Raw genomic sequence first — 14,669 nt, 5'->3', positions numbered from 1 at the left:
CAATAGCGGCGGCACATGACACGCGTATGACCGAGGGCGTCGTACCTGCGAAGGCAGGTACCCATGCTGAGCGAAGCCCAGTGCCAGCGCATGCGCCGTATGGGTACCAGCCTTCGCTGCTAGTCGTTTCCGCCAGTGGCGAGAACGACAGGCGGGGTTATACCGTGGCCGGCGCTTTAGATGGGTGTCGTACCTGCGAAGGCAGGTACCCATGCTGAGCGACGCCCAGTGCCAGCGCATGCGCCGTATGGGTACCAGCCTTCGCTGGTAGTCGTTTCCGCCAGTGGCGGGAACGACAGGCCCGATTACACCGTGACCGGCGCCTCTGCGCGGACGACGCAGTTGCGCCCGCCCTGCTTGGCCGCCTGCAGCGCGTCGTCGGCGCGCTTGAACAGGCTGGTGGTGGTGTCGTCGGCGCGCAGGGTGGTCACGCCGAAGCTGGCGGTGAGCCGGATCAGCGCGCGCTCGCTCTTGACCGGCGCCGCTTCGATCGCCGCGCGCATGCGCTCGGCCACCAGCATCGCTTCGGGCAGGCCGGTGCGCGGCAGCAGGATGGCGAATTCGACGCCGATCAGGCGCCCCAGCTGGTCGCTGTCGCGCAGCTGGCGCTTGCACACGTCGATCACCGCGCGCAGCGCCGTGTCGCCGGCCGCGTGGCCGTAGCCGTCGTTGACGCGCTTGAACTGGTCGAGGTCGAACACCACCAGCGCGGTCGGCGCGCCGGGCCTGCGCGCCAGCGCCAGCAGCGGCGCCAGCGCCATGAAGAAGCCGCGCCGGTTCGGCACGTCGGTGTGGGCGTCCACCACCGCCAGCCTGTCCAGTTCCTGCTGCACCTGCTCGCGCGCCAGCAGCAGGTAGCCGAATCCGTTGAGCAGCATCAGCAGGTAGAAGGCGGCCGACGACCAGATCTGCAGGAAGCCGTTGCTGATCCATCCCCAGCCGCCGGGCATGGTCAGCACCATCACGCCGCGCGCGGCGACGAGCAGCGCCAGCAAGGTGGTGGCGATGGCAAGGAAGCGGCGCAGCATCGTGGCGGTGCGCCAGTCGAGCGCGAAGGCGCAGGCGCCGGACAGGTAGAGGGCGCCGAGCACCAGCGATCCGGCCACCGTGCGCAGGCCCGCAGGGTCGATCGCATACGCGGCGGCGAAGGCGCCGATGGCCAGGATCAGCGCGACGAGCGTAATGCGGCGCCATTGGGTGCGGCCGGATGACTCCCACAGCGCGCCGCCCTCGAGCGCGACGCCGGCAAACAGCGCAGCATAGCCGGCCGGGATCGCGATCGCGTCGGCCACGACGCCGCTGGCGCGCAGGTACAGCAGCAGCCAGGCCACGGCCTGGATCTGCTTCGACAGCGCCCAGGCCGACAGCGACGTCGATTTATGGCGGCCGTGCTCGAAGAAGAACAGCGCGGCGCACAGGGTCAGGTTGCCCAGCGCGAGGGCGAACAGCATGGTGGTGATGTCCATGGGCGGGCGCGTCAGAATTCGTGTTCGACGTTGCGGCTGCCGTCGCCGATCCTGCTGGACCAGGCCTGCGCGAAGTATTCCTTTTCCGCCTCGCCCGGCGCGTCGTTCCAGAACACGATCAGGGTGCCCTTGTGGTCGTGGATCTGGGTGACCTTTTCGATGAAGCGGGCGCCCGGATTGCGGTCGGCCAGCGCCACCGCGTACCCGTAGACGCGGCCTAGCCGCTCGATGCGGTCAGGTTCGGTCAGGCTGTTGGTCGCGGTAAGGGTGGGATGGTCTAGGAACATGGGATCTCCGTGGCGATGGGTCAGCTTATCAGAAAGGCATATCGTGCAACAAGCATTTGGACTGGCATATACTCACCCGATGCCGCACACCGTCCCGCCATCGTCCCCGTCCTGGCCACCACCGCTGGTGTCGACCGAGGGCGACACGCGCCGGCTCGAGTTCATGGCGGGGAACGTGCAGAGCGAGATGCGCCTGTCGCGTCCCGATGCGCTGGTGCTCGACTACGTGCGCGCGATGGCGTGCTTCGCCCTGTTCGTGCCGCGCCCGCGCCACATCCTGATGGTCGGGCTGGGCGGCGGCTCGCTGGCCAAGTTCTGCTACCGTCACTTCCCCGCCGCGCGCATCACGGTGCTGGAACTGCGCGCCGACGTGATCGCGCTGCGCGAGCAGTTCCACGTGCCGGCCGACGACGAGCGCTTTCGCGTGGTGCACGCCGACGCCGCGCGCTGGCTGGAACACGCGCGCGGCGGCTTCGACGTGCTGGTGGTCGACGGCTTCGACGAGGAAGGCCTGCCGCCGGCGCTGGGCAGCTCGCGGTTCTATGCGCACTGCCGGCGCGCACTGTGCGACGGCGGCGTGCTGGTGGCGAACGTATTCAGCTACGATCCTCACTATCCCGCCATGCTGGGCCGCCTGCGCCTGATGTTCGGCGGGCGCGTGAGCTGGTTCCGTCAGGTGGCCGGCAACAACCGCATCCTGTTCGCGGTCAAGGCGCCGCTCGACGCCGACCCGCGCCGCCCGCGTGGCCGCGCGCAATGGGTGCAGCGGCTGCTGGGGCGCCGGCGCGGCTTCGGCTTCGGCCTGGTGAACCGGCTGCTGGTGCGCATCCTCGTGGCCTGGCTGTCCCGGCGCTGAAAATTGTACCCGCAGACAACAAATTCGCCGCCTTCTGTTGCCACTATACAATTTAATTGCAATTTTCGACAAGGTTGTGACACACTAACGTCTCGATCGGCGCGCCACTCCCGGCACGTCGCTGACAAGGAACCATTCCGGCACATGCCAGTCCGCCTGCCGTCTTCGCTCGCCGCCGCCACCGCTCTCACGCTGGCGGGCGGCCTCGTTGCCACCGCCGCCCTGTTCCTGGCCGTCAGCCACCTCGAATACGACAAGGCGCAGCTGTCCTTCGAGCAGCGCGCCGGCGTGCGCGTCGCGGCGATCCGCCAGGGCCTCGACCAGGTGGTCGAAGTGGTCACCGTCACCAACCGGCTGTTCGCCACGGTGGACCCGGTCACGCGCGAGCAGTTCCACGATTTCACCGCGCCGCTGCTGCAGCGCTATCCCTTCATCAAGGCCTTCACCTTCCATCGGCGGGTGGCCGACGCCGACCGCGCGCGCTTCGAGGCGGGCCTGTCCGCGGTCCTTCCCGGCAGCGGCATCATCGACATCGTCGAGGCCAGGCGCAAGGCGGCGCCGCGGCGGCCGGTCTACAACGCGCTCGAATACGTCGAGCCGATGGCCGGCAACGAGCTCGCCTTCGGCATCGACGCCGGCGACAGCAAGCTGTTCGTCGCCGCGCTCGAGCGTGCCCTCGACAGCGGGCGCCCCAGCGGCACCGCCCTGCTCGGACTGGCGCTGGCGCCGCGCCCTCAGGCCGGCTTCCTGGTCATCATGCCGGTGTACCGCAGACACGCACCGCTGGACACGCCGCAGCAGCGCCGCGCCGCGCTGATCGGCGACACCGCGGCCAGCATCCGCGCCGGCGACCTGGTATGGCGGATCATGTCCGGGCAGCGCGACGACGATGGCCTGAGCCTGGCCGTGTACGCGACCGGCGCCGACGGCAAGCCGAGCCAGGTCTACCCGCGCGTGGGCGACCCGCTGCCGCGCGGCGAGGCGGCGCCGGCCCTGCCCTGGCTGGCCCTGCACCATGCGCCAAGCCTGACGCGCAGCCTCGATTTCGCCGGCCAGGCCTGGCGCGTCGATGTCGCCCAGGCGCCGCGCCCGTTCCTGCTCGATCATTTCGGCTCGCTGCTGGTCCTGGTCGGCGGCACGCTGCTGACACTGCTCATGGGCGCACTGGTGCAGGCGCAGGTGCGCCGTTCGCGCCGGGTCCAGCGCCTGGTGCAGGAGCGCACCGCCGACCTGGAACTGTCGAACCGGCGCCTGATCCACGACGTGGCCGACCGCAAGCGCACCGAAAAAGCGCTGCAGGAAAGCGAGCAGCGCTTCCGCCAGCTGGTGTCGATGTCGTCCGACTGGTACTGGGAACAGGACGAGAACTTCCGCTTCACCGCGATCACCGGCGGCTTCGGCGAAAAAGCCGGCGTGTCGTCCGACCGGCTGCTGGGCAAGACGCGCTGGGAAATCATCCCCGAGATGGCCGACACCGACTGGGGCCGCGCCCACATCGCCGAGACCGAGGCGCACCAGCGCTTTTCCAACTTCGAATATTCGCTGCGCGACGACGAAGGCGGCACGCGCTGGTTCAACGTCAACGGCGAGCCGGTGTTCGACGAGCACGGCAAGTTCAAGGGCTACCGCGGCACCGGCACCGACATCACCGCGCGCAAGCTGTCGGAGCAGCGCATCCATCACGTGGCGCAGCACGACGTGCTGACCGGCCTGCCGAACCGCAGCCTGCTGCAGGACCGTCTCTCCCAGGCGGTGGCCTACTCGATGCGTTGCGCCCACCCGGTGTGGGTGATGCTGATCGACCTGGACCGCTTCAAGTTCGTCAACGACAGCATGGGCCACAAGGCCGGCGACGTGCTCCTGATGACGGTGGCGGCGCGTTTGCGCGGGGCGCTGCGCGACACCGACACCGTGGCGCGCCTGTCGGGCGACGAATTCGTCGTGATCCTCACCGAGCACGAAGACCAGAAGCTGACCGTCGACGTGGTGCAGCGCCTGATGGATTCTGTGGCGCAGCCGGTCATGTTGGGCATCAAGGAATTCTTCGTCACCTGCTCGATCGGCGTGGCGGTGTACCCGACCGACGGCGCCCCGGCCGACAGCCTGATCGAGCACGCCGACATCGCCATGTACCGCGCCAAGAAGCTGGGCCGCAACAACTTCCAGTTCTACACGCCGTCGATGAACGAAGAGGCGATGGAGCGGGTGCGCATCGAGAGCGCGCTGCGCAACGCCCTCGAGCGCGACGAGTTCGTGCTGCACTACCAGCCGCAGGTGGACCTGGCCAGCGGCGAGATCGTCGGCATGGAAGCGCTGATCCGCTGGCAGCATCCGGAGATGGGCATGGTCGCGCCGAACCGCTTTATCGGCGTGGCCGAGGAGACGGGACTGATCGTGCAGATCGGCGCCTGGGTCATGCGCGAGGCCTGCCGCCAGAACAAGGCGTGGCAGCAGGCCGGCTTGGGCAAACTGCGCGTGGCGGTGAACCTGTCGGCGCGCCAGTTCGGCGCGCCCAAGCTGATCGCCGACATCGGCGCCGTGCTGCGCGAGACCGGGCTGGCGCCGGACTGCCTCGAGATCGAGCTGACCGAGAGCCTGTTCATGAGCGACGTCACGCTGGCGGTGGAGCTGCTGCACGCGATGAAGAATCTGGGCGTCAAGCTGTCGATCGACGACTTCGGCACCGGCTACTCCAGCCTGTCCTACCTGTCGCGCTTCCCGATCGACGTGCTCAAGATCGACCGCTCGTTCGTCGCGGCCATCACGCGCGACTCGAACGACGCCGCGATCGTCGCCTCGATCGTCGCGCTGGCGCACAACCTGAAGCTGGCGGTGATCGCCGAAGGCGTCGAGACCGAAGACCAGCTGGACTACCTGCGGCGCCACGGCTGCGACGAGATGCAGGGCTACTTCTTCAGCCGTCCGCTGCCGGCGGCCGAGTTCGAAGCGCTGCTGCGCCAACGCCGCTGCCTGCCATTGCTCGATGGCGTCGCGGCGGGCTGAGCACAAAAATAGCAGTATTAATTCGACATCATCGTGATAAACTGGTTTATGATTCTGAACAACGCATGTTGCACGAAAGATGCGATTGCGTGGACCGAACCCTGATCACACACGAGAACCGACATGAACCAGACCAGCGCCGCGCTTAACCGGCACGACATCAAACATCCGCGCACCGATTTCCGCACGCGCGACGTGATCAATCAGGCGATCGCGTCGATCCCGACGGTGGGTCTGCAGCGCGCCGCCGAATTCCTGTCGGCGATGAACGTGCCGGCGGAAGTGGCGATCCGCACGCTGGTGTATCCGAACCGCCGCCGCCAGTAAGCGGACAAGAAAAAACCGGGCGCTGCCCGGTTTTTTTTGGCGTGAAGCAGGTCGTTCCTGCGAAGGCAGGAACCTATGCTCAGCTCGATACTCGTTGCGAAATGATGCGCCCCGCTGCTCGAACGGGGTATGGGTTCCTGCCAAGGGGGGCGCCGAGCCCAGGAACGACAAACAAAATTCCCTACTTCGGTTTTTGCTGGGCGTCGATATCGGCCAGCGACTCGCGGCCCTTGGCGGTCACCTCGTAGCCGCCGCCTTCCAGCTTGGCGATGTGCGATTTCTTGCCCAGGAAGCCGGCGACATCGGCATCGACCGCCGCCGCCGGATCGGCCGCCAGCGCGCGCAAGGCGTTGATGCAGCGGCGCAGGAACAGCACCTGCTGCCCCTTCTCGCTCAGCGACAGCCGGCCGTCGCGGCCATATTGGATCATCTTCAGCCCCGACAGGCGCTTGGCGTTACGCCCGACGCAGGCATTTACCTTGTCGTGCGCGGCGCCACGCTCGATGTGGCCGAGCGCGTCATATTCGTCGGTGGTCAGTGTTTCGTTCTTCATTGCTGCTTTCCAAGTGAGCCAGTGCGGCGCACATGGTAACCGCGAAACGCCGTGCGCGTCTATTTGAAGCCGCGAATTGCCATCCAGGCGACCGCGACCCCGACCAGCGCTCCGAGCGCCAGCAGCACCCTTAGCTTGCGCGACGTCAGTGCGGAGTGGCGGCCGAGGTAGATTTTGTTGTGCAATGAATTGCCCATGACGCTCTCCAGCAACATGTGTTGACCCGATGACCGATTATAGAACTGTTATCAACGCGCGCAATTGGATTTGCAATATTTCTGACTGTGAAGCAACACCAATTGTTGTTTTCTTATTGCGCGCCCGACTCCAGTTTGTCCTGCTAGGATGAATCAATCGAAACACAGCAACCAGGAGACCTGCATGAACCAGACCACCCGCCCCGCCGACCCGCGTACCGTTCGCCCCCTGTTCGACGAAGCCGACATCGGCAGCGGCGAGAAGACTCCCGCCCAAAAGGAAACGGAGGAAATGATCCGCCAGATCCCGCCGCTGCCGGCGGCCGACAAGCCGGCCACTCCGCAATCCTGAGCGCTTATTCCTCCCGCGCCGCCTTGATCGGCGGCTCGGGAAACTTCGGTTCCTGCACCGGCGCATTGGCCGGCGCCGGCACATCGTCCGGCACCGGGTTGGGCGTGGGCGGCAGGTCCGGGTCCGGCGTCGAATGGGCCCGCACACTGCCGATGCCGCGGTCCCAGCCCTGTTCCTTGCTTGAATCGGTAATGCTCATCTCCAGCCTTTTCTGCCCCATTGCTACCGGGCCAAAATGGCATCGTAGCAAGCCACGACGCCGGGTGTTTATCGAAAATCAATGGTTATCTGATCAGTTCGCTTTCGTGCTGTCGAGCGCGAGCAGATTGTCGATTTCGGTGCGCGCCACCTCGATGCCGGCCACGCAGGCCGCCTCGGTGGTCATGTAGCCGTTGGCGGTCTTGCTGCGCGAACGGACCTGCTCGCCGCCGCCGAACGGGCCGATGCGGTACTCGAAGTCCCACCGGTCCTCGCAATCCTTGATCGGCGTTACCGTGATGCGGTAGCCGCGATAGTCTTCCGATGCATCTGCCATGTCATTCCCCTAATGGTTTTTTTGGCAGACTAGCATGAAGGCCCCGATCGCATTTGCCGCCGCGTTCAATCGTGCGCAAGGGCGCGCAGAGCGGCAAAACCCCGGTATAGTTGGCGCCTGACCAACTCGACCATATTGCGATGACACCTTTCCTGCGCGCCCTGCTCCCCGCCGCCCTGCTGAGCGCAAGCCTGGCCGCCGCCGCCCCGATGAAGCTGGCCGACTACCTGGCCCTGAGCGGCCCGGCGCCGACCGCGAAACTGGCCTACGGCAGCGCGCCGTCGCAGTACGCCGAGCTGTTCCGTCCCGCCGGCGCCGGCCCGTTCCCGGTGGTGGTGCTGGTGCATGGTGGCTGCTGGACCATCAAGTTCGGCGGCATCGGCCAGATGCGCAACTTGGCCGGCGCGCTGGCCGCCCAGGGCATCGCCGTGTGGAACGTCGAATACCGCCGGGTCGACGAGGATGGCGGCGGTTATCCCGGCACCTACCAGGACATGCACGCGGCGCTCGACTTGCTGGAGCGCAGCGCGACGGCCAACCAGCTCGACCTCTCGCGCATCGTCGCGGTCGGCCACTCGGCCGGCGGGCAGCTGGTGCAATGGATCGCCGGGCGCGCGAAAATCCCGGCGTCGAGCCCGCTGCACCGCGCCCATCCGCTGCCGGTGCGCGAAATCGTCAGCCTGGGTGGCCTGGCCGACCTGCGCAACGAGCGCGCGCTGATCCAGTCCAGCTGCGGGCGCGACACGGCCGACCTGGCCGGCCTGCCGGGCCCGGCGCGGCCGAATGTGTTCGCCGACACCAACGCGGCCGAGCTGGTCCCCAACGGCAGCCACACGGTGCTCATCACCGGCGAGCTCGACACCGTCTCGCCGCCGCGTGCCGCCCGCGATTACGCCGCGCGCGCCAGGGCCGCCGGCGACACCGCCGACGTCATCGTGCTGCCCGGCGCCAGCCATTACGACGAGGTCGCGGCCAGTTCGCCTTCGTTCAAACTGGTGCTGCCGGCGATCCGCAAGGCGCTGGGCATGCCGCACTGAGTCACAATTTGTTACGGCAGCGCAACAACAAGTATCTATCCGACAAGACATCTCTCGACATTTCCGTACGGCAAGTGTAACGTGAGAGCCTGTGCCGCGCATCACGCCGCGGCGGTCGGAATCCGTCCTCGTCAAGCCCGCGCTATTGCCCCCGCCCCCGCCGTAGCCCCTTGAGCGGCGATCCCGCTTTTCAAACTCACCAGGCCGATACCATGTTACAAACCCACGCAGCGGACCACGCAGTCCACCACCACGCGCATGCGCGCGACGAAGCCGGCCACGAATTCCTGGCCTTCACGATGGGCGAGGAAGAATACGGCCTCGACATCCTCAAGGTGCAGGAAATCCGCGGCTACGAAACCGGCGCGGTCACCCGCATCGCCAACACGCCGGCGTTCTTCAAGGGCGTCATGAACCTCCGCGGCGTGATCGTGCCGATCGTCGACATGCGCATCAGGTTCAATCTCGGCACGCCGAGCTACGACGAATTCACCATCGTCATCGTGCTGAACCTGGGCGGCAAAGTGGTCGGCATGGTGGTCGACAGCGTCTCCGACGTGACCACCCTGGCGCCGCAGCAGATCCGTCCGGCGCCCGACATGGGCGGCGTGTTCGAGAGCGACTACCTGATCGGCCTGGGCACGCTCGACGAGCGCATGCTGATCCTGGTGGACATCGACAAGCTGATGGGCAGCCCGGACATCGGCGTGCTGGGCAGCCTGGCCGCGTAACGGGGCGCGGCGGCGTCGGTACAAAGTACGCTGGCGCACAGACCGGGGTTCCCGGAGGAACTAGTCTTGACTCATTGTCACTAGCTCCGGGACCTACCTTGAAACACGCACACATCGCCCTGCTCGCCGCCGTCCTCTGCGCGCCCGCGCTGGCCGCCACGCCCCTGACCGCCGACAGCGTCAACGGCGCCGGCAAATCGGCCACGGCCAAACCGGGCAAGCCTGAAATCCTGCGCGCCCAGATCCTGCTCGATCGCGCCCACTTCTCGTCCGGCGAGATCGACGGCGCCAGCGGCACCAACATGCGCGCCGCGATCGCCGGCTACCAGAAGGCACGCGGCATCGCCGGCAACGGCGCCCTGAACGCCGCCACCTGGGCCGCGCTCAACGCCGACAGCGCCGATGCGCTGACCACCTACACCATCCTGGACGCCGACGTGGCCGGCCCGTTCCAGCCGATCCCCGAAGAGATGGCCGACAAGGCCAAGCTGCCGGCCCTGGGCTTCGCCAGCGCCGAGGAAGCGCTGGGCGAAAAATTCCATGCCAGCCCCGCCCTGCTCAAGGCCCTCAATCCCGGCAAGGACCTGGCGCGCGCCGGCGAGCAGATCGTCGTGCCGAACGTGCTCGATACCGAACCGCTGCCCAAGGGCGGCAAGATCGTCGTGTCGAAGTCGGGCCGCACCCTGACCCTGCTCGACACCGCCGGCAAGACGATCGCGCAGTTCCCCGCATCGACCGGCAGCGAGCACGATCCGCTGCCGCTCGGCGACTGGAAGGTCAACGGCATTTCGAAGAACCCGGTGTTCCACTACAACCCCAAGCTGTTCTGGGACGCCAAGGCGGGCGACACCAAGGCGACGATTCCGGCCGGCCCGAACAACCCGGTGGGCGTGGCCTGGATTGACCTGTCGAAGCCGCACTACGGCATCCACGGCTCGCCGATGCCCGCCTCGATCGGCAAGACCCAGTCGCACGGCTGCATTCGCCTCACCAACTGGGACGTCGCCACGCTGGTGACGGCGGTCGGCGGCGGCACGGCGGTGCAGCTGGTGCAGTAAATGCTCGTCCCTGACAATAACAAGAGGAGAAAACGATGAGATGGCTTCTGACCTTCCTGGCCGGCGTGCTGATTGGCGCCGGCGGGCTGTTCGTGTTCCTGCGCCAGGTGCCGCATGATGCCGCGCCTGCGCCTGCGACTGCGGTGGTGGTCGCGCCGGCGGTGACGGCGCCCGCTGCGCCGCCGGCCGATACGCTGGCGGCATCGCTGCCGCCGGCGCCGGTGGTGCCGACCGACCTGACCGAAGTGGACCTGCCGCTGAAACCCGCGCAGGACGAGCTGGCGAAGGTGCCCGACGTCGCCTCGGCCGCGGCGACGCCGACAGGCAAGCTGCTAGTGCCGGTCGAGGGCATCAAGTACGCGCAGCTGACCGACAACTTCGACCAGCCGCGCGGCAAGGAACGCCATCATGAAGCGCTCGACATCATGGCGCCGAAGGGCGCGAAGGTGTTCGCGGTGGGCGACGGCAAGGTGGTCAAGCTATTTAACAGCAAGCCGGGCGGGCTGACGGTGTACCAGTTCGACCCGAGCGAGAAGTACGCGTACTACTACGCGCACCTGGACCGTTACGCCGATGGCGTCAAGGAAGGCACAGTGCTCAAGCGGGGCGACCTGGTGGGCTATGTCGGCACCACCGGCAACGCGGCCAAGGATGCGCCGCACCTGCACTTCGCCGTGTTCGAGCTGACGCCGGCCAAGCAGTGGTGGAAAGGCACCGCGATCAATCCGTATCCGCTGCTGGGCGACTGATCGGAGCCGAGGGGTCTGGTCCTGCGGACCTGACCCCGGGGTTGACGCAGGCGGCAGAGAAGGCGTGCGGCGCAACGCCAGCCGCAGCGACAAAGACGGGGTCAGGTCCGCGGGACCAGACCCCGCCCTCCGATTACCCCGCCAGCTTTTTGAGCATCAGCACCCAGTGGTCGACATCGTCGTCCAGCGCCTTCACCGGCAGCCGCTCGTCCTGCCCGTGCGCGCGCAGATCGGTCGGCACCACGCCCCATGCACCATCGACGCCGTACACCGGTATCCCGATCACGCGAAACGGCACCGCGTCGCTGGCGCCCGCGCTCATCTCGGGCACTACCTGCGCCCCCGGATGCAGTGCCTTCACCGAATCGGTATAGGCGTTGACCACGTCGGCGCGCAAGGGCGACGCCAGCGCCGCCCGGTTCTTGTCGCCGCGCGTGACCACCACGCCGGGATCGCCCACCACCTTCTGCAGTTCGTCGCGGATCGCGTCCGGCGACACGCCCGGCATGATGCGGCAGTTGACCGTGGCCGTCGCCAGCTGCGGCAGCGCGTTGTCGGCATGGCCGCCGGCCAGCAGCGTGGCGACGCAGCGCGTGCGCGTCAGCCCCGCCTCCCCTTCGTCCGCCTCGATCGCGTCCGCCGCGGCGCCGTCGCCCGGATTCTTCAGCCAGGCGCGCATCGCGTCGCCCAGCGGCCCGGTCTCGCCCTGCTGGCGCCCGGCGAAATAGGCGCGCGTGGTCTCGTTCTGCACCGGTTCGAAGCGGTAATTTTCCAGCCGGCGTAGCGCGTTGGCGAGCTGGTAGATGGCGTTGTCGGGCCGAGGCTTGGACGAGTGGCCGCCGCGGTTGCGCGCGGTCAGCGTATAGTCGGCGAAGGTCTTTTCGGCGGTCTGCAAGGTGAAGCCAAGCGGACGTCCATCCGGCGCGAAGCCGCCGCCGCCGCCATCGGCGTTCAGGCCGTATTCGGCATCGAGCAGCTCATGCCAGGTCGTCGCGCCCAGTTCGGCGCCCACGCCTGCGGTTTCCTCGTCGCCGGTGTAGAACACGATGATGTCGCGCTTCGGCTTGAAGCCGCCCGCCTTCAGTTTCAGGATCGCGGCGGTGGTGGCGGCGATGCCCTGCTTGATGTCGGAGGTGCCGCGGCCGTAGTAGTAGCCATCGCGCTCGGTAAACACGAACGGGTCGCTCGCCGACCAGTCTTCACGCTTTGCCTCGACCACGTCCATGTGCGCCATCAGCATGATCGGCTTCGCGGCAGGCTTGCCTTCGGCGCGCCAGCGCACGATCAGCGCCGCGGTCTGCTTGTAGGGCAGGACATGGATGTCGGCGGCCGGAATGCCCGCGGCGCGGTACTGGGCGGCGAGATAGCCGGCCAGCTCCGGCACGCGGTCGCGGCCCTGCACGGTGGGGATGTTCACCGCGTGTTCGAGCAGGCTGCGCGCCTTGGCGTGCCACGGGTCGCTGGCGGGAGTGGCGTGCGCCACGACCGGCGCGGTGAGGATGAGGGCGGTGAACAAGCGGCGCAGCGTCATGGGAAAGACTCTCAGGATTGAAAGAGTCGCAGTATTGCCGCAGTCGCCGCATCGCGCAAGTGAAAACGGGGCAGGTCCGCAGGACCAGACCCCAGCTTTGACGGCGACGCATGCATTCCGGGGTCTGGTCCTGCGGACCTGACCCCATTCTGACTTACTCGGCGACGTCGGCGCCGACGTTGATCGCCGCGTAGGCGCGCTGCACCGCCTTGTCTTCGGCGCTGCCCACGCCATACAGTTCCTGCGCGGCGGCGATGACCTTCAGGCGCGCGTCGGCGTAGTTGGTCGCCGACGTGAATTTCGTGGTCAGCGCCTTGAACCAGATGCGGAACGCCTTGTCGTTGCCGATGCCGGTCATGGCCAGCGGCGCCTTGTTCAGGTACGAGCTGTAGTAGTCGCTGGTCGGCGACGAGCTCGAACCCTGCGACAGGAAGTAGAACATGCGGTTGTTCGGGCCGCTGCTGTAGTGCACGTCCAGGCGCTTGATGCTGCTGCTCCACGCGTTCGGGCTGGCGCCGTCCTTGCTCGGCTTGTACAGCCAGCGCAGCGGCTGGCCGTTCTTGGCGATTTCCTTGCCCATCATCCAGTCGTTGCCGGCCGGGATCAAGGCGCCGGTGCCGCCGGCGCGCGCGTAGGCCTCCACCATCTCACCCTGGATGTCGGACGCGGACTCGTTCAGGCCGCCCGATTCGGCGCGGTAGGCCAGGTTCGAGGTCGCGGCGGTGACGCCGTGGCCCATCTCGTGGCCGATCACGTCGATCGAACCGAGGCTGGTGAACGAGGTGCCGCCGTCGCCGATGTACATGCACTTGCAGGTGTCGCTGTAGTAGGCGTTGTCGTAGGCGGTGTTGACGTGGGCCGCGATGTAGGTCGCGGTGTTGTTGCCGTCCAACGACTTCCAGCCGAGCGTATTGTTCAGCATGTCGTAGGTGTTCTGCAGGCCCCAGGCAGCGTTCACCGCCGCGGTCTGGCCGTTGGCGTTGGTGGTGCTGCCGCCGGCGATGTAGTTCTGGCCGTCGCCCCAGGTGTTGACCGTGTTGGTGTAGATCGCGCCGGCGCTGGTGGTGTGGTTGGCGTTGGTGATGGCCATGCCGCCGAAGGTGCCGCCCACGCCGCGGGTGGTGTCCTTCATCGAGTAGGTGCTGCCCGACAGGGTGGTGTTGATCGGCACGGCGCCGTTGTACTGGCTGTTGCCGGTGCCGACGACGGTCTGCACCATGCTCCACTGGTCGATGACGGAGCCGTCGGTGGCGCTGACGATGGTGTTGTAGAACTGCGGCGTGTTGCCGGAAACGTGGCGGGTCTTGACCAGGTAGGCCAGCTGGTAGCCGGTGACGACTTCCTGCAGGTCGGTGGCGTTCAGGTCCTTTTCGGCCTTGCCGGCGGCCGAGGCGATGCGCTCTTCCGTGATGACAGGGTAGATGATCAGTTCGGCGCTTGGCGGATCGATCGGCTTGCCGTTCGGCGAGACGCGGGCGACGACGCCATCGATCGCGGCTTTGGCGGACAGGCCGGGGGCCACGTTGAAGTCGCCCTTGGTCAGGCCGGCGCGGCGGTTGGCGGCCGATTCGCTGATCACGTTGCCGTGCGCGCCGGTGACCACCACCGATTCGGAACCGTACACGCGCACACCTTTGAAGGTGTGGTCGAGGCGGCTGATGGTGGTGCCGCCGGCGCCCGGATGCTGGTTGCCCAGCGCGAAGCCGTGGCGGCTGTCGAGGCCGTTGCGGCCGCGCTGCGACATCAGCTGCGACATCATGTTGGCGTTGTCTTGTGCTTGCATTGCCGGGTTCCCCGCAGGGGCTGCGGCTTGCGCGGCGCCGGACATCATGAGCGGGAGTGCGGCGATCGTTGCGGCCAGCAGCGTTTTACGAAGGGTCATCTTATCTCCAATTGGTCTGTCGAAATCATCCGGTTCGCCCCTTTTTAACCCGGGGATGGACTAACCGTAATCTCGCCAATCAGCCGGCGTCAAGAATTTATATAA

Annotated in this window: 16 protein-coding genes; 8 read left to right on the top strand and 8 right to left on the bottom strand. The window is 67.1% G+C overall.

Going from position 1 to position 14,669, the window contains the following annotated elements; genetic code table 11:
• Positions 1 to 305: 305 nt before the first annotated feature.
• On the bottom strand, positions 306 to 1,466 hold the full coding sequence (locus tag Q4S45_RS05470) for a GGDEF domain-containing protein (RefSeq protein WP_305509882.1): 1,161 nt from the start codon (positions 1,464 to 1,466) through the stop codon (positions 306 to 308).
• An 11-nt stretch (positions 1,467 to 1,477) separates the two neighbouring features.
• A complete protein-coding gene (locus Q4S45_RS05465; protein ID WP_305509880.1) occupies positions 1,478 to 1,753 on the bottom strand; it encodes a hypothetical protein in 276 nt (91 codons plus the stop codon).
• 43 nt (positions 1,754 to 1,796) lie between these two features.
• Here Q4S45_RS05465 and Q4S45_RS05460 point away from each other — a divergent pair, with 43 nt between their 5' ends.
• The 3 genes from Q4S45_RS05460 to Q4S45_RS05450 all read left to right on the top strand — a co-directional run bounded on the left by Q4S45_RS05460 (position 1,797) and on the right by Q4S45_RS05450 (position 5,939).
• Positions 1,797 to 2,609, top strand: coding sequence for a fused MFS/spermidine synthase (locus tag Q4S45_RS05460; RefSeq protein ID WP_374046079.1), 813 nt, complete (start codon positions 1,797 to 1,799; stop codon positions 2,607 to 2,609).
• Between the two features lie 144 nt (positions 2,610 to 2,753).
• Entirely contained in the window at positions 2,754 to 5,612 is a 2,859-nt protein-coding gene (locus Q4S45_RS05455; RefSeq protein WP_305509878.1) for an EAL domain-containing protein, read from the top strand.
• 123 nt (positions 5,613 to 5,735) lie between these two features.
• Positions 5,736 to 5,939 (top strand): hypothetical protein, encoded by a 204-nt coding sequence (locus Q4S45_RS05450; protein ID WP_305509877.1) that lies wholly within the window; start codon positions 5,736 to 5,738, stop codon positions 5,937 to 5,939.
• Positions 5,940 to 6,120: 181 nt separating this feature from the next.
• Here Q4S45_RS05450 and Q4S45_RS05445 read toward each other — a convergent pair whose 3' ends face one another.
• Together Q4S45_RS05445 and Q4S45_RS05440 are read right to left on the bottom strand one after the other, a co-directional pair.
• Positions 6,121 to 6,492, bottom strand: a complete 372-nt coding sequence (locus Q4S45_RS05445; RefSeq protein ID WP_305509875.1) for a hypothetical protein — start codon at positions 6,490 to 6,492, stop codon at positions 6,121 to 6,123.
• Positions 6,493 to 6,551: 59 nt separating this feature from the next.
• The gene (locus Q4S45_RS05440) at positions 6,552 to 6,689 is read right to left on the bottom strand and encodes a hypothetical protein (protein ID WP_305509873.1); all 138 of its coding nucleotides are present in this window, start codon (positions 6,687 to 6,689) and stop codon (positions 6,552 to 6,554) included.
• Between the two features lie 184 nt (positions 6,690 to 6,873).
• Between Q4S45_RS05440 and Q4S45_RS05435 the strand changes: the two genes are divergently transcribed.
• Positions 6,874 to 7,041 (top strand): hypothetical protein, encoded by a 168-nt coding sequence (locus tag Q4S45_RS05435; protein WP_305509871.1) that lies wholly within the window; start codon positions 6,874 to 6,876, stop codon positions 7,039 to 7,041.
• Positions 7,042 to 7,045: 4 nt separating this feature from the next.
• Here Q4S45_RS05435 and Q4S45_RS05430 read toward each other — a convergent pair whose 3' ends face one another.
• Together Q4S45_RS05430 and Q4S45_RS05425 are read right to left on the bottom strand one after the other, a co-directional pair.
• The gene (locus Q4S45_RS05430) at positions 7,046 to 7,240 is read right to left on the bottom strand and encodes a hypothetical protein (RefSeq protein ID WP_305509869.1); all 195 of its coding nucleotides are present in this window, start codon (positions 7,238 to 7,240) and stop codon (positions 7,046 to 7,048) included.
• 93 nt (positions 7,241 to 7,333) lie between these two features.
• Positions 7,334 to 7,576 (bottom strand): hypothetical protein, encoded by a 243-nt coding sequence (locus tag Q4S45_RS05425; protein ID WP_305509867.1) that lies wholly within the window; start codon positions 7,574 to 7,576, stop codon positions 7,334 to 7,336.
• 140 nt (positions 7,577 to 7,716) lie between these two features.
• Between Q4S45_RS05425 and Q4S45_RS05420 the strand changes: the two genes are divergently transcribed.
• The 4 genes from Q4S45_RS05420 to Q4S45_RS05405 all read left to right on the top strand — a co-directional run bounded on the left by Q4S45_RS05420 (position 7,717) and on the right by Q4S45_RS05405 (position 11,151).
• Positions 7,717 to 8,613: a S9 family peptidase gene (locus Q4S45_RS05420; protein WP_305509866.1), complete on the top strand. Its 897-nt coding sequence runs from the start codon at positions 7,717 to 7,719 to the stop codon at positions 8,611 to 8,613.
• A gap of 212 nt (positions 8,614 to 8,825) precedes the next feature.
• On the top strand, positions 8,826 to 9,344 hold the full coding sequence (locus Q4S45_RS05415; RefSeq protein ID WP_305509865.1) for a chemotaxis protein CheW: 519 nt from the start codon (positions 8,826 to 8,828) through the stop codon (positions 9,342 to 9,344).
• Positions 9,345 to 9,442: 98 nt separating this feature from the next.
• On the top strand, positions 9,443 to 10,402 hold the full coding sequence (locus Q4S45_RS05410) for a L,D-transpeptidase (protein ID WP_305509863.1): 960 nt from the start codon (positions 9,443 to 9,445) through the stop codon (positions 10,400 to 10,402).
• A gap of 35 nt (positions 10,403 to 10,437) precedes the next feature.
• The gene (locus tag Q4S45_RS05405; RefSeq protein ID WP_305509861.1) at positions 10,438 to 11,151 is read left to right on the top strand and encodes a M23 family metallopeptidase; all 714 of its coding nucleotides are present in this window, start codon (positions 10,438 to 10,440) and stop codon (positions 11,149 to 11,151) included.
• Positions 11,152 to 11,284: 133 nt separating this feature from the next.
• On the opposite strand, the gene Q4S45_RS05400 is transcribed toward Q4S45_RS05405, so the two are convergent.
• Both Q4S45_RS05400 and Q4S45_RS05395 read right to left on the bottom strand, forming a co-directional pair.
• Positions 11,285 to 12,682, bottom strand: a complete 1,398-nt coding sequence (locus Q4S45_RS05400; protein ID WP_305509859.1) for a M20/M25/M40 family metallo-hydrolase — start codon at positions 12,680 to 12,682, stop codon at positions 11,285 to 11,287.
• Between the two features lie 154 nt (positions 12,683 to 12,836).
• A complete protein-coding gene (locus Q4S45_RS05395; RefSeq protein WP_305509857.1) occupies positions 12,837 to 14,564 on the bottom strand; it encodes a M4 family metallopeptidase in 1,728 nt (575 codons plus the stop codon).
• Positions 14,565 to 14,669 lie beyond the last annotated feature (105 nt).

It is taken from the genome of Massilia sp. R2A-15, from assembly GCF_030704305.1.
GTDB lineage: Bacteria > Pseudomonadota > Gammaproteobacteria > Burkholderiales > Burkholderiaceae_D > JAFCUW01.
Note: the sequence above shows the minus strand (reverse complement) of the source record. Positions and strands in the feature narration are given on the sequence as shown.